Annotated in this window: 17 protein-coding genes; 9 read left to right on the top strand and 8 right to left on the bottom strand. The window is 57.6% G+C overall.

Annotation, left to right across the window (positions count from 1 at the left end):
* Nucleotides 1-53 precede the first annotated feature (53 nt).
* The 6 genes from JC200_RS08395 (at nucleotide 54) to JC200_RS08370 (ending at nucleotide 5482) form a co-directional block, all read left to right on the top strand.
* Nucleotides 54-1844: a spore germination protein gene (locus tag JC200_RS08395; protein ID WP_274435812.1), complete on the top strand. Its 1791-nt coding sequence runs from the start codon at nucleotides 54-56 to the stop codon at nucleotides 1842-1844.
* Nucleotides 1841-2959 carry a GerAB/ArcD/ProY family transporter gene (locus JC200_RS08390; RefSeq protein WP_274435811.1) on the top strand — a complete coding sequence of 373 codons (1119 nt, stop codon included), beginning with the start codon at nucleotides 1841-1843 and terminating at the stop codon, nucleotides 2957-2959. Before JC200_RS08395 ends, JC200_RS08390 begins: the two co-directional genes overlap by 4 nt.
* A gap of 1 nt (nucleotide 2960) precedes the next feature.
* On the top strand, nucleotides 2961-3131 hold the full coding sequence (locus JC200_RS08385) for a hypothetical protein (protein WP_274436661.1): 171 nt from the start codon (nucleotides 2961-2963) through the stop codon (nucleotides 3129-3131).
* A 96-nt stretch (nucleotides 3132-3227) separates the two neighbouring features.
* Entirely contained in the window at nucleotides 3228-3692 is a 465-nt protein-coding gene (rnhA, locus tag JC200_RS08380; protein ID WP_274435810.1) for a ribonuclease HI, read from the top strand.
* Nucleotides 3689-4882, top strand: a complete 1194-nt coding sequence (gene queG / locus JC200_RS08375; RefSeq protein WP_274435809.1) for a tRNA epoxyqueuosine(34) reductase QueG — start codon at nucleotides 3689-3691, stop codon at nucleotides 4880-4882. Before rnhA ends, queG begins: the two co-directional genes overlap by 4 nt.
* A gap of 24 nt (nucleotides 4883-4906) precedes the next feature.
* Nucleotides 4907-5482 carry a methylated-DNA--[protein]-cysteine S-methyltransferase gene (locus tag JC200_RS08370; RefSeq protein ID WP_274435808.1) on the top strand — a complete coding sequence of 192 codons (576 nt, stop codon included), beginning with the start codon at nucleotides 4907-4909 and terminating at the stop codon, nucleotides 5480-5482.
* Between the two features lie 39 nt (nucleotides 5483-5521).
* On the opposite strand, the gene JC200_RS08365 is transcribed toward JC200_RS08370, so the two are convergent.
* From JC200_RS08365 to JC200_RS08355, 3 genes are all read right to left on the bottom strand, one after another.
* Nucleotides 5522-6895 carry a CotS family spore coat protein gene (locus tag JC200_RS08365; protein ID WP_274435807.1) on the bottom strand — a complete coding sequence of 458 codons (1374 nt, stop codon included), beginning with the start codon at nucleotides 6893-6895 and terminating at the stop codon, nucleotides 5522-5524.
* Nucleotides 6896-6976: 81 nt separating this feature from the next.
* Nucleotides 6977-8062, bottom strand: a complete 1086-nt coding sequence (locus JC200_RS08360; protein WP_274435806.1) for an isocitrate/isopropylmalate family dehydrogenase — start codon at nucleotides 8060-8062, stop codon at nucleotides 6977-6979.
* 31 nt (nucleotides 8063-8093) lie between these two features.
* Nucleotides 8094-8876 carry an IclR family transcriptional regulator gene (locus JC200_RS08355; protein ID WP_274435805.1) on the bottom strand — a complete coding sequence of 261 codons (783 nt, stop codon included), beginning with the start codon at nucleotides 8874-8876 and terminating at the stop codon, nucleotides 8094-8096.
* Nucleotides 8877-9138: 262 nt separating this feature from the next.
* Between JC200_RS08355 and JC200_RS08350 the strand changes: the two genes are divergently transcribed.
* The 3 genes from JC200_RS08350 to JC200_RS08340 are packed head-to-tail and all read left to right on the top strand — an operon-like array spanning nucleotide 9139 to nucleotide 11432.
* Nucleotides 9139-10128: an amidase domain-containing protein gene (locus JC200_RS08350; RefSeq protein ID WP_274435804.1), complete on the top strand. Its 990-nt coding sequence runs from the start codon at nucleotides 9139-9141 to the stop codon at nucleotides 10126-10128.
* Nucleotides 10129-10185: 57 nt separating this feature from the next.
* Nucleotides 10186-10653 (top strand): tRNA (uridine(34)/cytosine(34)/5-carboxymethylaminomethyluridine(34)-2'-O)-methyltransferase TrmL, encoded by a 468-nt coding sequence (gene trmL / locus JC200_RS08345; RefSeq protein ID WP_274436501.1) that lies wholly within the window; start codon nucleotides 10186-10188, stop codon nucleotides 10651-10653.
* 26 nt (nucleotides 10654-10679) lie between these two features.
* Nucleotides 10680-11432: an HAD family hydrolase gene (locus JC200_RS08340; protein WP_274435803.1), complete on the top strand. Its 753-nt coding sequence runs from the start codon at nucleotides 10680-10682 to the stop codon at nucleotides 11430-11432.
* On the opposite strand, the gene JC200_RS08335 is transcribed toward JC200_RS08340, so the two are convergent.
* The 5 genes from JC200_RS08335 to pdhA all read right to left on the bottom strand — a co-directional run bounded on the left by JC200_RS08335 (nucleotide 11429) and on the right by pdhA (nucleotide 17397).
* Nucleotides 11429-12022 carry a hypothetical protein gene (locus tag JC200_RS08335; protein ID WP_274435802.1) on the bottom strand — a complete coding sequence of 198 codons (594 nt, stop codon included), beginning with the start codon at nucleotides 12020-12022 and terminating at the stop codon, nucleotides 11429-11431. The two genes, JC200_RS08340 and JC200_RS08335, sit on opposite strands and share 4 nt — an antisense overlap.
* A gap of 469 nt (nucleotides 12023-12491) precedes the next feature.
* Nucleotides 12492-13901, bottom strand: a complete 1410-nt coding sequence (gene lpdA / locus JC200_RS08330; protein WP_274435801.1) for a dihydrolipoyl dehydrogenase — start codon at nucleotides 13899-13901, stop codon at nucleotides 12492-12494.
* Between the two features lie 2 nt (nucleotides 13902-13903).
* Complete coding sequence (locus tag JC200_RS08325; protein WP_274435800.1) at nucleotides 13904-15325, bottom strand: dihydrolipoamide acetyltransferase family protein; 1422 nt, start codon at nucleotides 15323-15325, stop codon at nucleotides 13904-13906.
* Nucleotides 15326-15350: 25 nt separating this feature from the next.
* Entirely contained in the window at nucleotides 15351-16331 is a 981-nt protein-coding gene (locus JC200_RS08320; protein ID WP_274435799.1) for an alpha-ketoacid dehydrogenase subunit beta, read from the bottom strand.
* A gap of 1 nt (nucleotide 16332) precedes the next feature.
* Nucleotides 16333-17397 carry a pyruvate dehydrogenase (acetyl-transferring) E1 component subunit alpha gene (gene pdhA / locus JC200_RS08315; protein WP_274435798.1) on the bottom strand — a complete coding sequence of 355 codons (1065 nt, stop codon included), beginning with the start codon at nucleotides 17395-17397 and terminating at the stop codon, nucleotides 16333-16335.
* Nucleotides 17398-17644 lie beyond the last annotated feature (247 nt).

The raw sequence follows: 17644 nt of genomic DNA, 5'->3' as shown, positions 1-17644 counted from the left end.
CGAATTGGAACCCGGGCTTTTGCCCGGATGCTGGCGAGCGAGAGGGTGAGTAGATGGTTGCAGTGCCCGCGTGGATAAAAACTCTGCTGACCGTGGATGACAGCGTGATCGACGACCAGTTTACCCTGACCGACAGTAGCAGCGGGCAGAAGTCCGGTGGTGAGCGGCAAGACGGTGGACAATCTGCGTCTCGTGAAGAGCATCCGTCTGAGACTGTGCTCTCTCCAATCCGACCGATGCCGCTGAAGGAGTGGGTCTCCGGACCGGCTCACGAACCGCAGACAGACGATGAACAATTCGTATCGCCCGTTCTCGAGAAGTCACAAGCCTACGTGAAAAAAACATTCCGCATGCCGGACAACGGGGATGCCATTGTCCGTGACTTTACGGTTGGCGGAGTCGACGGATGGCGCGCGTTCGCCGTGTACATTGACGGCATCTCCGACAAGTTGATCATCAACACCCACATGCTCGAACCCTTGATGTTGCTCACGCGTCCGAAGCCAGAGGTGTCAAGCCAAGAACGCATCAAAGTCGTCGAATCGGCGCTCTTGCCGAGCAATCAGGTGAGCGTGGTGAAGAAGTGGGAAAAGCTCATCCCAGCCGTCCTCACCGGCGCGAGTGTCGTCTTTGTCGACGGCTGTGACTCCGCAATCATTGTCGAGACCAAGGGTTGGGAACACAGGTCGGTTAGCACACCGCAGACAGAAGCCGTCGTGCGCGGACCACATGATGCGTTTACCGAGAATTTTCGCGCGAACACCGGACTGATTCGCGCGCGTCTGCGCAGCGAGCGCTTGGTCACAGAAATGCTTTCCGTCGGTCGGCTCGCGCGCACCGACGTCGCCGTCATGTCCATCGATGGGTTGACGAATCCAAAGCTCATCGAGGAAGTCAAGCGGCGCATTGAGTCCATCGACGTCGATTACCTGAGCGAGAGCGGGACGTTCGAACAGTTCATTCAGGACAGTCCATGGCTGTCGATCCCGCAGATCCTCTCGACAGAACGACCGGATCGCATTGCAACGATGCTGACGGAGGGTCACGTCGCAATCTTTGTTGGCCAGAGTCCCTACGTGTTGGCGGTGCCTGTCGTGTTTTGGACGATGGTTCACTCTCCGGAAGACGCCTACCTGCAAGTGCCGTTTGGCAGTTTCTTGCGTATGGTCCGCTGGCTTGCCCTGTTCACTGCGATGCTTTTGCCGAGTTTCTATATCGCAGTCACTAACTACCACCCGGAGATGCTCCCGACTGACTTGCTGCTCGCTATTGCTGGTGCACGGGAGCAGGTGCCGTTTCCGGTTATCTTCGAGATGCTCATCATGGAGTTCGCGATCGAACTGATCCGCGAAGCGGGTATCCGGATTCCGTCGGTGATTGGGCCGACAATCGGCATTGTCGGCGCTTTGATTATCGGTCAGACCGCCGTGCAAGCGGGGATTGTCAGCCCGCTCTTAGTGATTGTGATTGCGGTCACCGCCCTAGCTGGGTTCACCATTCCAAACTACAACCTCGGGTTTGCTGTGCGAATCATTCGCTTCGTATTTCTGGCCGCGGCTGCATTCTTTGGGTTTTACGGCATAGGCCTCCTAGCCGCTGTCGTGCTGGTGCGGCTGTGTGTGCAGAAGTCGTTTGGGGTTCCACTGCTCGCTCCGATTGCGCCAAGCATGGGGTCATCGCCAGACGTGTTAATGCGTGGACCAGCTTACCTGATGAATCAGCGTCCGGCTTACCTGCGCACGCAGCGGACTTGGCGAGAAGACCCGATTACGAGGCCGTGGAGTCACGCGACAAAGAGCAAGAAAAAGGGACAATCAGGCAAGCGAGGGGATGACGGGCAGTGAGCCAACAAGTGCAAGCAAAAGCGAGCGTCGGCGCGAAGGAACTGACCGCGATGATGACGCTGTTTGTGGCAAGTAGCGCTTTTCTCAACTACCCGCAGTACGCGGCCCAAAGTGGCCTCGAAGCGGGGTGGATGGTGCCGCTTATCTCAGGGGTACTTACGCTGGCGCTGTTTCTCCTCGTCGAAGGCGTCTTGCGTCGCCACTTCCCTGGCCTCGATATCGTTGAGGTGACAAAGCAGGCCTTTGGTTCTTTTGCAGCGATTCTCGTGGCTCTGCTCATTGTCTTGTACTTTCTGATCGACACAGCTACGGTCGTGCGCGAGTTTACTGCAGATGTCATCACGACTGTGTTGCCTTCGACCCCGATTCTAGTCATCAGCGGCCTGTTCACGGTCGTCATGTGTACTGTCGCTTACTACGGCCTCGAAGGCATCGCGCGCTTGTCCTATTTTGTGCAGCCGATCCTCATCATCGGCATTCTAGGCGCATGTGTCCTTACGATGAACTGGTGGCACCCCGTTCAACTTTTGCCGCTGTGGGGAACGGGACCGCTCTCTGTGGCTTTTGCCGGCGTGCGCTTCTCATCGATTTTTATCAATGTGCTTCTGCTCTGCGTGATTTACCCTCACGCACATGACGCGCGGTCTCTGCGGGCGGTCGGCGTCGGTAGTATCACAATCGCGACGCTGTTGCTCACGGTGTTCATGGCCAGTCTCCTGATGGTGTTTCCAGCCCATCAAGCGACAGAGTCACCGTTTGCCATGTACCAACTCGGCCGCATGATCCGCATCGGTCGCTGGGTCCAGCACGTTGAAAGCATCTTCGTCCTGATGTGGGTGATGGCTGCGGTTGTGAAGATGTCGATCACGCTGTGGGGTGCCGCCTACATCCTCTCCAGCGCGTTTTCGTGGCCGACATTCCGCCCGATTGTCCCTGGACTTGGCGTGCTCGCGCTGTCTTTGTGCCTGTGGCCTGAGGATGTGGCGCAGGTCGGTTTCATCGACCGAGATTATGTTTTGTCCTGGGGTTGGACGCTTGTGTTCGCTTTGCCGCTCCTAATCGTCTTGCTTGGTACGTTGCGCGGCACGAACCACCGCGAAGGGAGACGGGTCTGACGTGGTCATCATGGTCATTGCGATGTTGGTACCGCTCTGGGTCGCCATTTACACGTGGTCGTTTGGGCGTTGGCTGAAGCACCGCGGCTCTGGCTACGCGTTCCCCGCCTACCTCTTGGCCGTGCTTTCCCTTGCCACAAGCAGTGTCGCGATTTGGCGAGTCCTCACCTAAAATATTTTTCTCATGCATCGCTTAGGCGGAGGGATTCTGCCGTCGGAGAGGACGGAGTGAAACGGCGTCTGTATAATAGGAGCCGGAGGGATGCGAATGGCCGAACCAATCGCGGCGGCGGACAAGCGCAGTCCGGTCGTCATCTACACGGACGGTGCCTGTTCATACAACCCTGGCCCGGGTGGCTGGGCAGCTGTGCTTCAATATGGTGGGCACGTGAAAGAAGTCTCTGGCGGGGAGCGTGAGACCACCAATCAGCGAATGGAACTGACCGCTGTGGCTGAAGCACTGGCTTGTCTGAAACGGCCGTCGGAGGTCGTCGTGCATAGTGACTCGGCCTATGTCATCAACTGTTTTCGGCAGAAGTGGTATGTCAGCTGGCGGAAAAACGGCTGGAAGAACAGTAAGGGCGACCCGGTTCAGAACCGGGACTTGTGGGAGCGATTACTTTCTCTTGTCGAACAGCATCAAGTCCAGTTTGAAAAGGTCAAAGGTCACGCTGGTGTCGAGTGGAACGAACGCTGTGACGAGCTTGCCCGCCAAGCGGTGCCAAAGTCATGACGCGTTCTCCTGTCCCTTGGCTCGACCGAAGCGCTGTCGTCGCGCTAGGGCGCAGTCTTGGCTTCGACGCGGTCGGTGTGACGTCTGCCGATCCGTTTCCTGAACTCGAGCCGCGCTTGGCGCAATATGCGGACCGCGGTCGCACGGGCTTTGAGTGGCATGCAGACAAGCAGCGGATTGACCCGCGAGCTTGGATGCCGGAGGCGAAATCGCTCATTGCTGTCGCACTCGCCTACCTGACGCCAGCGGGCCGCGACTTGGCCAGGCGCCACCCCCGGCGTGACACGAGGGCGGGGGAACACACTGCGTACGGACAGACGTCGGTGTACACCTATGGCGTGGATTACCACAGCGTCATGCATGAGCGGTTACGCGCGTTTGCAGCGGCGCTTGAGGAGTTTGTCGGCCACAAGATAACAGCACAGGTCGCCGTGGATACGTCACCGCTGGTGGACCGCCGCGTCGCCGAGCGCGCGGGAATTGGCTGGGTGGGGAAGAACTGCATGTTCTTTACCCCTCCCTACGGCTCCTATGTGTTTTTGGGCACGCTGGGCGTGGATATCAACATTCCACCTAATGCACTCGAGCAAACAGCAGCCTGTGGGACTTGTTCACTCTGTCTCGACGCATGTCCGACAGGTGCGCTGCTCGGGCCCGGCGTGATCGACGCGACCCGTTGCCTGTCGTACGTGACGCAGATGAAGGGTATCATCCCCCGGGACCTAAGAAAAGCGCTCGGCCGCAGGGTGTTTGGGTGTGATACCTGTCAGTGGGTGTGTCCGCAAAACCACCGTAGCGAGAGTGCGTCACATGCCGAGTTCACGCCAGTGATGGAGTTGGCTTACCCGGACTTGATTGCTATCCTCGCGCTGTCGAACAGGCAGTTCGAGCGGATGTATGGGCATACGGCTGGCGCTTGGCGAGGGTTGCGCACTTGGCAACGCAACGCACTGATTGCTCTTGGCAACTGCAAAGATGCCGCAGCTGTACCGCACATCCTCCCATTTTTGCAGAGCCCGCGCCCTGAACTGCGGGCAAGCGCGGCTTGGGCGCTCGCACAGATTGACAGCGAAGACTGTCGAGTCGCTGTTGCACATGCAATTACTCAGGAAGTCGACGAATCCGTTCGCGAGGATATGCAGGCGAGCACTGAGTTCAATCAATCGAACGGGTCCAAAGGCCCTCAGTAAATCGTCCCAAGGGAGACGGTCGAGATGAGCAAGGTTGAGGCGATAGCTACAGCTTGGCGCACGGTACGCACACCCCTTGGTGGCATCAGCGTTGGTGCCACCTCGGAAGGTGTCACGTTTACTGATTGGGTTCGTCCGGACGAAGGTGGACAGACAAATCCAGGGCAGCATTTAGTTGACGCGCCATCCATCTCGGAGGACGCATCAACATTCATTTCCACTGCACGGCTCGACAGCGATCGTGATCTCGCAGCGCACTGGGCAGAGCAGGCAATTGCAGAATTGAGAGAGTACTTCCAAGGTCGTCGCCAGCACTTCACGGTCCCTGTCACACTGCAAGGCACCGCGTTCCAAACGGCGGTATGGAACGCTCTGCGGGACATCCCTTACGGGGAGACACGGTCATACCAGGACATCGCAAACGCCATAGGCAACCCACGCGCCGTGCGTGCCGTAGGTCAGGCGAACAGGCGCAATCCGGTCTCTGTCATCGTCCCGTGCCACCGCGTTATCGGTGCAAACGGCGCTCTGGTCGGATACGCAGGCAAACACGTCGACTTGAAACAGCGTCTTCTTGACCTCGAACGCGCCTGGCGCTGAGTCAGGGGTCTGTAAGACATGGGAGAATACGTTGTCGGCTTACGCCTCGACCTTGGCGATCTCGGCTTCTAGCTCCGTGAGAAACTTTTGCCGGTGTTCCTCCTGTGCGCGGTAAGACCTCAACTCGTCGAGTTGCAGTGCGTCAGGTGCGTCTCGGTAGTGCGAGCGGGCGAGCCGCCAGGCGCGGTGCGGGAATCGGAGCAGGGCGAGGACGAGCTGATACTCAGGCGCTCGCAGCGGCTGGATTGCGTGATATTCGAGAAAACAGGTATAGGCTATCTGGCTGTCCCAGTGGGATTGCTGTAGGCTGCGCCGCAACAGATGCCCGAGGTCGAGTACGCGCGGTGCGTACGTAGCCAGATCGAGGTCAATCAGCACGGCACGGCCTTCTGTGTCCATCACGATGTTTGCCGGTGTCACGTCAAGGTGACAAACGCCCGGGGTGGCCTGGTCGTCTTGCAAAAACTCTACACATGCAGATGTCTCCGCGTGTTTCAGGCTGTCGTCTGCGTCTGCCAGGAGCGAGGTTTTTAAGTCCAGGAACACCTCGTCAAACGCGTCCACGGTGCGTCGGCGTTCGCACTGCGTGAACAGCGCGCGCAGGTCACTGCGTCGCTCACGGAGCATCTTGGCAAGGTCGAACTCCATCTTCGGCACAAAGCCGGCGGGGTCAAAGCCGCGGCTGGCATGATGGAAGCGGGCGAGTGCGCGCGCCGCCGCCTGCACTTGTTGCATCGAGGAGAAGTTGGCCTGTTGGCCATCGAGCCAGCGTGTCGCGTAGTACACCTCGTTCTGGCGAACCGCGTACGCGCGACCCTTTTTTGTTTTCAGGAATGTTGATGTCCGATGAAACTTGCGGTCGGCTGTGTAGCGGGTTAACTGCTCGAGAAATGCCACGCGTTGGCCAGAAATGTGGGTGCGCTTGAGCGCGAAGTCGCCCTCTGTTGTTTGAACGCGTAGAATGCCGCGGAATGGTTCTGCGTTTGTGGCGTTCCACGGGTAGGCATCAAGTACGCTCGTCGCAAAGCCGACCTGCCGCGCAGCGCGGTACAGACTTTGGTTGGTACCGCCGAGTGGGTTTGTTTCGCTGTCTTTCCGCTCGACCTGTAAGCTAGCGTGTACGCCCGGGTCGCCGCGGCCGTCATGGCGCGTTGTGCCTGGCCTTGCAGCCGGTACCTTGGCTTGTGTGGACCGGTAACGAGCCTGACCCTCACCCCGAGTCTGTACGGTGCGCGGGGGCCGCCCTGCATCAGCGTCCGCGCGGTCTTGACGCTTCTGAGTGGTGTTGTCGGAAGCCAGATTGCCCTGCAGTGACCGTTTCAGTTCATCGACTTGTGCCTGCAAGACATAGGGTGTCTCGGTGAAGTTATGCAGGACCTGCATCCACTCCGAGAGGGCCCGAGTGCGCTTCATGCCCGATCACTCCCAACCTTCTTTGGGCTCTACCCCAGAGTATTCGGGGAGAGCTCAAAGTGGGTTGGGCGTTTGTACCAGTTAGCGGCTTTCGCCAAGCGTGCTCCAGACTTCAAGTTTCTGCTGGACGCGGCGGATGACCTCATCGGTGAATTCTGTGGTGCTTGCCTGACCGCGTAAGTCAGAGGTGCGCACGTCATTCATCACAGCCTCGAGTGTGGCTTCGTAAATTGCGCGTGAGGCTGTTGCCAGCGCGCGGTCCTGGCTGTAGGACAACAAGGATGCCCCAGCGAGAATCATGGCCATCGGGTTGGCGACGTTCTTGCCAAATAAGCTCGGCGCTGTGCCGTGTGGAGCTTCAGCCATTACGACTTCGGGCTGCCAGTCGCTACCGAGTGACAGAAGGATAGACTCTGACCCGGCGATCGATCCGAACATCTGCAACACAAGGTCCGACAGGCAGTCGCCGTCACGGTTCAGTGCCGGAATGACAAGTGCCTCGCCTGCTTTCACCAACAAGAGGGCGTACGTTGCGTCGATTAACTGCGGCTCGTACGGGACGTCCGGATAGCGTTTCGCAGCGGCGTCGAGTTCTTCCTTAAACATGCCTTCGTAGACTGGGCTGACAGTGAACTTGGGGCCACCGAAGACCTTAGCGTGGAGTTTGCGGGCGTGAAGGAAGGCGTACTCTGCGACACCGTGGCAAACCCGCCGAGAAATGTGTTCCGTCCGGTAGGCCACTTCATCTTCATCGCCGTGCTCCCGCCACTCTTTTGCCCCATACGCATCATCCACAGCCATGCGAACGACCGAAATGGGAGAGTACACGCCGACCGGAGGCGCAATGCCGGGGATACGTCGGCCCGTGCGAACGATGACGGTACCGCCAATCTCGCTGCGCAAAATGGCGTTGGGGCTGCCTACGTCACCGCTTTCCTCGGGGGTAATCGTTGCGGCCTTCATGCCGTAACCGGACTCGCGCATTGCCTTGGCGGCCTGATAAACTACCTGGTTGTTCGTCTTGCGGCGGTTCTCCAGACTCAAGTCAAACCGCTCAAACGAAAGCTCCGTGCCGATGACTTGCGGGCTGAGAACACGCAATGCCTGTTCTAGCAACTCTTGCCCGGTTTGGTCTCCCTCCATGACGACAATCGTTGGACGATTCATGACATCACCCCAATTCTGCTGTTGCGGAACGTTAGTGCGACAGCAGTTTTGTAATGAAAGACGCCGCGCCCCGAACCAGTTCCACGGAGTCGCGCATACGTTCCGGTGTGAAGCGAGAAACAGGCCCTGATACGGAAAGAGCGGCCGCGATGTGTTGGTCCCGGCCGAACACGGGTACAGACAGCGCGGCGGCGCTGACATCTCGCTCCTGAATGCTGACTGCGTACCCATCTTGACGGATTGCATCGAGCTGCGCCAGAAATTCACTGCGGTCCAAGTCCTCGGGGAGTACTTCGCTGGAAGACACCGCGTCGCGGACGGAACTGTCGGCGAACGCGAGCAGCACTTTGCCGGACGCTCCGATATAGAGGGGGTAGCGCCGACCAATGGTACCGACATTGCGTACAGGCTGTCGACTTTCGACCGATTGAATGCGGACCCGTTCTAGAGCGGAGCGGACATAAAGACTGACCGTCTCGCCGATCGCGTCACGTAGTCGCGTCATCTCCGGCAACGCAAGCGCAGACAGTTGATCCGATTGGTGCAAGCTGCTCAGCAGCTCGAGCACGCTCCATCCGAGCAGGTAGCGGTCGGAGTCGCTTGCCTTGCGGACAAACCCTTTGACTTGCAGCGACATCAGCAGCCGATACACAGTGCTCTTGTGAAGGTTAACCTGCCTGGCAATGTCGCTGAGCGTCAAGCCGCCATCCGCCTTCGAGAAACACAGGAGGATATCGAGCGCTCTGTCGACGGCGCGCACGGTCGCGGGCTGGCCGGGTGTCGGTGCCGATTCGTGCGATGCTGGTTCAGTCACTGTGTGGACCCTCCTGCAAATTGCACAGTGTGAAACTCAGTTCCGGGGAGTAGTGTAGCACAGTAGATTCAAAGGAACCACGAAGTCCATAGAACCGTCAATTTGCCGCACCTATCAGGGAAATCTGAAAACACAATCGCACCGATAGCGTCACCACACGGGGGTCCTGTCATACCATACACAAACGGTGGGCTGCTGTACGGAACGAGAACGCCAGCGACGCGTGCATTCGTTGGTTGCAGTCTACGATGGGAGGACATGGATGGACCGCTTCACAGAGGCTGTACGCAACTTTTTCGACAGGTTGAACCAGTACTGGATTACGGGCGACACGACCGTTCTCGCGAAGTCAGCTGGGTGTGACCCATCTGACAACGTTGTGCGCAGATGGTTGCAGCGAATCCAACAGAAGCAGCGCGAGCTTCGCAGACGTCGGAGTCGCTTGCTGCGCACCCACACCAAGGTGACGATTGTTCAGATGGAGCCAGGAAGTGGGCAGACGGTACGGATCATTGTCGATGAGTGCGTTACATGGGTGTATCGGGATCGCCATGACTACGGTGTCGAGTCCCGCGTAATCCGGCATTGGCAGAAGTGGGCGTGGAAGAAGGACCATTGGGTTCTGATTGAAGACAGTACAGCGACAGAAGAAGTGAAACGCAGCGCAGACGCGGCGATTGTGCAGGACGGAGGACTTTCATCGTCCGGCGTCTGGGGCGATGAAGTGCAGGAGATGCGTGCGACTCGGACCGCTTATGACCGCGTCCGCGCCCAGCGTTACGCCGAACTTTGGTGGAACAGCTACAACCCAGGCTGTATCAAATTTGTCGATGACGACTGCACGAATTATGTGTCTCAGTGTTTGCTCGCTGGCCACAGGCGGATGACGGGCGGGCAGAGCCGTGCGACGGGCTGGTGGTATCGATACGGGGACGCATCGCGGCAGCCACAGTGGAGTTACAGTTGGTCGGTCGCAAATGCTCTGCATCAGCACCTAGTTACAGAGGCGCAGGCGAAGGCCGTGTCCGATCCGCGTGAGTTGAAGGTTGGGGACCTGATTATGTACGATTGGAGTGGCAGCGGTCGAATCACTCACTCGACAATTGTGGTGGACTTTGACAGCGCCGGTGACCCGCTTGTCAATGCGCACACAATTCCGAGCTATCATCGGCATTATCAGTACCTTGACAGCCCGGCCTGGACTTCGCAGACCAAGTACACATTTCTGCACATCCCTGACACTGTGTTATAAGCTGCGGTCTCGCTGCTTGGAGCAGGCCGCAGCCCTATTCCCCCGTGTAAAGAGGCGATTTATATGCACATTGTGTTGGTTGAGCCGGAGATTCCGGCTAACACTGGCAACATCTCAAGGACATGCGCGGCGACCGGGAGCGTTCTGCACTTGGTGCGCCCACTGGGTTTTTCAACGGATGACCGGCAGTTGAAGCGCGCGGGGCTGGACTATTGGCACTTGCTCGACATTCGCTACCACGACTCGCTACAAGAGGTTTGGGACAAGCATCCGAACGGGCGGTTTTTCTACCTCTCGACCAAAGGTACACACAGCTACACAGAGGTGGAATACCAGCCTAACGACTTTCTCGTCTTTGGCAAAGAGACCAAGGGCCTGCCCCGCGACCTGTTGGCGGCGCATCCGGACGAGACGCTGCGGATCCCGATTGTCGATGAGGCACGGTCGCTCAATTTGTCGAATTCTGTAGCGATCGTCGTGTTTGAAGCATTGCGGCAGCTTGGTTTTCCTGACCTGCGTGCTTGACCGCATGCGAATCCTACTACAGGAGGGTGACGGCCCTGAAGACAGCTCTCAATACGCTGCTGTTTGACCTCGACGGAACACTGTTGCCGCTTGAACTCGATGTCTTTATGAAAGGGTACTTTCGCGCTCTCTTGCCGCGCATCTCGCATCTCCTGGAGCCTGAGACCGCAACAAAGGAAATCTGGGCAGCTACAGCAGCGATGATCCGCAATGAAGACCCGAACCTGACAAACGAACAGGTGTTTAAGGCCGCCTTCTTCGGCCGTGCGGCTGTGACAGAAGAGGACATTTGGCCGCTTTTTGACGAGTTTTACCGAAGAGATTTCGCAGAACTGCGCAGTTTGTCCGAGCCCAGCGCTATTTCTCGGGAAATATGTCGAAACGCGCTTGAAAAAGGCTACCGGGTCGTAGTTGCAACGAATCCGATTTTTCCGGAAACCGCGATCCGCTGGCGGCTGGAGTGGGCTGGGGTCGGCGACCTGCCGTTTGACTTGGTCACGACGATGGAAAACTCCCACTTTTGTAAGCCCAGCCCGAAGTACTATGTCGAGATTATGGACAAACTGGGCGTCTCGCCGTTCGAGTGCATCATGTTCGGAAACGATGTTCAAGAGGATGGAGTCGCTGGCAAGATTGGTATGCAGACGTATCTCGTGACCGACTGCCTGATTGACCGCGGTGTCGGTCATCTAGAATTCGATCACCGCGGCACTCTGGCAGATGCTCGAGCGTTCGTCGAGGCATTGCCGATGTTGTCAGAAACAGAGGGGAGCCACTAGTAAGACAGCGTCAACTTGGAGGGTCGAACCCACGCGCCTTGGGTCATGTGGTTGCGCACTAGGCCGTCAGCCCGAACATCGATCCAGTACAACGCACTGATGTGATTAGGCATCTTGTCTGCGTATTCGACAGTGATGTAGATGTAGCCGCTTGATGACACTTGGGTGCCTTGAGGAATAGCCGTGAAATTTGGGTCCGTCGCGGCATTCGCTTGGATGCCAGGGATGGTGTTCGCGATTTTCACAGCTTCGGCATTCGTGAACTGTGTGGAGACTGGTGGCGTGGAGTTTCCGCCAGACCCGGTGGCGCTGTTCGTCGCATTGACGCTGGTGTTGCCTGTGGTGTTGCCCGTGGTGTTGCCTGCGGTGTTAGTTGTGTTCGCAGAACTCGTGTTTGACGACTGGCTGGGACGGCTCGTTTTCGACAGGATGGTAGATTCGCCTTGTTGCACGACAGTGACTTGCGTAGCCAATTTCCCTAGCGCTCCGGACAGCGTGGACATGCGCCCAAGCAACACAACTGAAACTGCAACGCTCGCTATGCTGAGTACTGAGATAATGGATAGAATCCAACCGATCGACTTTTTCACAAATAATCCCTCCAACACAGGTTCCACGGTTTTGCTTGCTTCGACAATACCTGCCCGGATTCCTTTGGAAATGACAAGGGGGTGGGCTGGGGCTCTAAAAGTAGGCACCGACAAGCTGCACAGTACGCGCGGATGCCCGCGCGTCTGTGCAAGTCAGTGCGGCGGTGAGGAAGTGTCATAGGCGATGTGAGCGAGACTAGGAGCAACAACGCTAATGACCCCAAAACCGGGGCGATAGCGACATTTTTGCAGTTGTCTCGCCGCGCGCGGGGCCAAAATCAAAGGTTAGCGACGCCAGGGTTGTTCAGACTTTCCGCAGACTGTCATGGGGTGTAAAAAGCTGCCCCGTCAGGCACGGTGAAATGCCCTTCGGGACAGCCTCTGCACCTACGTTCTGTCGACGGCCTGCGGTCGCTGTCGCAATCGCCGACGCGGTCGCTGCCGCAGTCGCTGCCGCAATCGCTAAAAGCTACTTGCTGACGACGTGAATCGGCGTGCCGAGGGCAACCTCGGAGGCCTCCATGACCATTTCACCGAGCGTCGGATGTGCGTGAATGGTCAGCGCCACATCTTCAAGCGTCGCGCTCATTTCAATAGCGAGGCCAAGCTCCGCGATGATGTTAGATGCTTCTTCGCCAATGACCTGAGCACCGACCAGGAGCCCACTCTTCTTGTCGGCGATGAGCTTCACATAGCCTGCATCGGCGCCGAGGGCGACGGCGCGGCCGTTCGCGGCGTACGGGAAGCGACCTGTTGCCAATTCGCCGTACTGCTCTTTGGCTTCGTCTTCGGTGAGTCCGACCGTGGCGATTTCGGGATCAGAGAAGACGACAGCCGGTACGCAGCGGTAGTCGACTACGCTCGGCTTGCCAGCAATCACTTCAGCCGCAACCTTGCCTTCGTATGACGCTTTGTGCGCTAGCGCAGGCCCTGGGACGATGTCGCCAATCGCGTACACATTTGGCACACTCGTGCGGCACTGCTCGTCGACTTCGATCAGGCCCTTGGCGCCGACTTTGATACCCGCCGTCTCTAGGCCAAGGTCGTCCGTGTTGGGGCGGCGACCGACAGTGACGAGTATGTAGTCGGCCGTGACTGTCTTCTCTTCATCGCCCACCTTGAAGGTCAGTGTCGCGCCGTGCTCGTCTTCTGTAACGGACTGCGCCATCGCGTTGGTGTGGATGTCGACGTTGTATTTCTTCAGGTTGCGCTGCACCAGTCGAACCAGTTGTGGTTCAAAGGTGGGGAGGATGGACCCAGTACCTTCCACGATGGTCACCTGTGACCCAAACTTTGCGTAGGCCTGACCGAGTTCGATCCCGATGTACCCACCGCCGACGACAACCAGGCGCTCCGGCACCTTGTCGAACATCAGGGCCTCAGTGGACGAGATGATGCGTTTGCCAAATGGCAGGGATTTCAGTTCAATCGGCCGTGATCCGGTCGCGATAATGCAGTGTTGAAACTTAAAGCGCTCGCTCTCATGTTCTTTCATCACGCGCACTTCGTCGGGCTTCGAGAAAAACACTTCGCCTTGCACGAAGTTGATTTTATTACCTTTGAAGAGCGTGTTGACACCACCGGTCATCTTGTCCACGACTGACTGCTTCCACGTTTGCACCTTCGCAAAATCTAGTTCCGCGGTCGTCTGGACGCCAGGGAACGGCGAGTCTTTGGCAGCCTCATAATGATGTGCTGCGGAAATCAGTGCCTTGGAAGGGATGCAGCCGCGATTGAGACAGACACCCCCGAGTTCGGCTTTGTCGACTACGGTCACCGATTTGCCAAGTTGAGCGGCGCGGATAGCGGCGACATAGCCGCCCGGGCCAGCACCGATAACCAGAACGTCAACTTCTTCCGTAAACTCTCCAACAACCATCTTTACACCTCCATCAGGAGCAGACGCGGATTTTCGAGCAGTCTCTTGATGTCGTTGACACACTGTTGCGCCAGCACACCGTCAATCATGCGGTGGTCAAAACTCAGCGAGAAAGCCATCATGTGAGCCCCAACCACTTCTCCGTTTTGCATAATCGGACGCTCTGTGATGCGCCCGACTCCAAGAATCGCGAGTTCAGGGTAGTTGATCACGGGTGTGAAAAACAACCCGCCTGCGGAACCGATGTTCGTGATGGAGATGGTGCTCCCGCGCAGTTCATTGGCGCCGAGCTTTCCGTCCCGTCCGCGCCCTGCTAAGTCACTGATCTCCGCGGCAATTTGCCACATGTTCTTGCGGTCTGCATCTCGCACGACCGGAACGAGCAGGCCGCGGTCGGTGTCGGTTGCGATCCCGATGTGGTAGTAGTGCTTCACGACAAGTTCCTGATTCTCTTCGTCGTACGTCCCGTTCAGTGTCGGGTGAATGCGCAGAGCTGCCACCAGTGCTTTGACGACGAACGGCAGATAGGTGAGCTTTACACCACGTCCTGCTGCCATCGGCTTCAGTTCTTCGCGCATTTTGACCAGTTCTGTGACGTTTGCCTCATCCATCACTGTGACGTGCGGCGCAGTATACATCGACTTTGCCATCGACTTCGCGATCACTTTGCGGATCTGCGTGAGCTTAATTCGTTCTTCCCGCTCAGTGCCCGAAGCCACTGGTGTCGTCGGAACTTCTGCGCTCGCGCCATCAGTTCCAACCTCTTGCGCAGCAACTGCTGACGAGGGGGCAGGTGTAATCGGCGCCGATTTGCGCTGCAGGAACATGTCCACGTCTTCCACCGTGATTTTACCATTCGGGCCAGTCCCGGTCACGTTCTCAATGTTCACTTGCCGATCGCGCGCGTATTTGCGCACGCCTGGTGTCGCGAGAACTTCGCGTGCGGCGCTGTGAACGGAGGCACCATGTACACTTTCAGGCGTAGCAGCAGGGGCTGTATTAGCGGGAGCCACGGCTGCGGGCTGTGCGTTCGTCTGTTGTTCGCCATCCTCAGCCGTCGCACCGCGCATGCCTTCTGCTGTGTTTGCCTCGGTGCCAGTGCGGGCGACGCCTTGCGTAGCGTCTGTCACTTGCCGTTCTGTCTGCGTCACGGCATGACCATCGCCGCTGGCGTTGCCTTCGCCCTCAACTTCCAAGGTCATCAGCAAGTCTCCGACAGTCGCTACTGTTCCTTCTTCCACGTGGATCTCTTTAACTGTCCCGTCGACAGGCGTTGGAAGTTCGACGAGCGCCTTGTCGTTCTCCACTTCGGCGATGGCGTCATCTTCCTTGACGGTATCACCAGGTTTCACCAACCACTTGCCAATCGTGCCCTCATGCAGACCCTCGCCAAGCTCCGGTAAACGGATTTCATATCGTCCCATGTATGTCACCTCTTTCGAATGCGCGTCACAAACTCATTACTGCGTCAAGACCTTGCAACACCTGTTTGGCGTCTGGGAGCCACTCGTCTTCAATCAGGCCAAATGGATAGACAGTGTCCGGAGGTGTAATCCGCCGTACTGGGGCCTCAAGGTGGAAGATCGCGTTCTCGGTAATCTGCGCGACGACTTCCGCCGCTACACCCGCTGAGCGCGGCGCCTCCTGAACAACTGCGGCGCGGTGTGTCTTTTTCACTGACTGCACAATCGTCTCAATGTCGATCGGCCTAATGGTGCGCAGGTCGATGACCTCAGCCTCGATGCCTTTCGTCTTAGCCCACTCGTCAGCTGCCTTCTTGGCTGTCTGAACCATCGCGCCATACGCAACGACCGTTATGTCTTTGCCGGGGCGTACAACTTTCGCCTGCCCAAGCGGGATGCGGTAGGCCTCATCAGGTACTTCTTCACGGATGGAGCGATACAGCTTCATGTGTTCAAGGAAGAAGACTGGGTCATCGTCGTCGATCGCGGACAATAGCAACCCTTTTGCATCGTACGGACTCGACGGTACGACCACTTTTAAGCCGGGTGTTTGCGCGAGCAACCCCTCGAGGCTGTCTGCGTGCAACTCCGGCGTCTTCACGCCGCCACCGTATGGCGCGCGGTAGACGATTGGGCAGGACACCCGGCCGTTTGTCCGGTAGCGCATGCGTGTCGCTTGCCCAGCGATTTGGTCCATCGCTTCAAACATGAAGCCGAAGAACTGGATCTCGGCGATGGGGCGGAAGCCTTGCATGGAGAGACCTGTCGCAAGTCCGCAAATTCCCGACTCTGCCAGCGGAGTGTCGAATACGCGGTCTACGCCGTACTTCTTCTGCAACCCTTCCGTGGCGCGAAAGACACCGCCGTTCTTGCCCACGTCTTCTCCAAACACGAGTACGCGCTCATCAGCGCCAAGGGCGACATCCATCGCCTGGGTAATCGCTTGAATCATGGTCAGTTGTGCCATGTCACTTTGCCTCCTTACCAGCAAACTCTTCACGTTGACGAACGAGGTCGCCCGGCAGTTCTGCAAACATCGAGTCAATCAGACCCGGAATGGTCATCTTCGGATATTCATCAGCCTTTTTCAAGGCGTCGTTGACTGCGGTTTTGGCTTCTTCAATCGCGTTCTCTTCGTCGTTCTCGGTCCACAGGTCGCGACTTTCCAGGTACTTGCGGAACCGCACCAACGGGTCTTTCTGCGCCCATTCCTCTTCGAGGTCCTTGGTCCGGTAGCGCGTAGGGTCGTCGCCAGACATCGTGTGTGGACCAAACCGGAAAGTCAGGCTCTCAATCAGGGTGGGTCCGTCGCCTTCGCGCGCCCGCTCGACGGCGTGCTGCGTGGCAGCGTATACGGCGAGCACGTCCATGCCGTCGACCTGCACACCAGGAATGCCCGCTGCGATGGCCTTTTGCGCAAGCGTTTCGGCTGCTGTCTGCAAGCGGACAGGCACCGAGATGGCGAATTGGTTGTTCTGCACGATAAATACGGCTGGCAGTCCGAACGCTCCAGCGAAGTTCATCCCTTCGTAGAAGTCGCCCTGTGAGGTGCCGCCGTCGCCTGTGTAGGTAATTGCGACGCGGGGCTCGTTTCGCAACTTGAACGCCATGGCGACACCGGAGGCCTGAACAATTTGCGCACCGATGATGATTTGCGGTGGGATAATGTTCACGCCTTGTGGCATCTCACCACCATGTTGATGTCCGCGTGAGTACAAGAACGCCTGATACATTGGCCAGCCGTGCCACACAGCCTGTGGGACGTCACGGTAGGCGGGGAGGATGAAGTCTTCCTTTTTGGTTGCAAACTCGCTGCCGATCATGGACGCTTCTTGTCCTGCCACCGGCGCGTAAAAACCGAGCCGACCTTGTCGCGTCAATTTGACGGCTCGCTGATCCCAGACGCGGGTAAAGACCATGCGCTGCATCAATTCGCGCAACTGTGCATCGGACAGTTGCGGCATCCAGTCAGAGTCGACGACCTTGCCCTGTTCGTCGAGAACTTGAATGTGCGGCACTGGTTTCGTTTCCATGACCAAACTCATTGTTGTGTCGCCTCTCTCTCCACTCGTATCTGGTTTCGTTGCGCTAAGCTGCGTGCATTGATACAGTACTCATATATACTATAATACAGTCGAGTTGGTGTGATATCAATCATCATTAAATAGAGCAAATACCTGTATCATGCATGGTTCAAAGTGATATATAACAGTTGGTGTGTGATAGTACAGATGAACTATATGTGCATAGGTACCCCCAGCTTGATTTCAAAAGGAGGCG

Source organism: Alicyclobacillus sp. ALC3, from assembly GCF_028751195.1.
Taxonomy (GTDB): Bacteria; Bacillota; Bacilli; order Alicyclobacillales; family Alicyclobacillaceae; genus Alicyclobacillus_L.
Note: the sequence above shows the minus strand (reverse complement) of the source record. Positions and strands in the feature narration are given on the sequence as shown.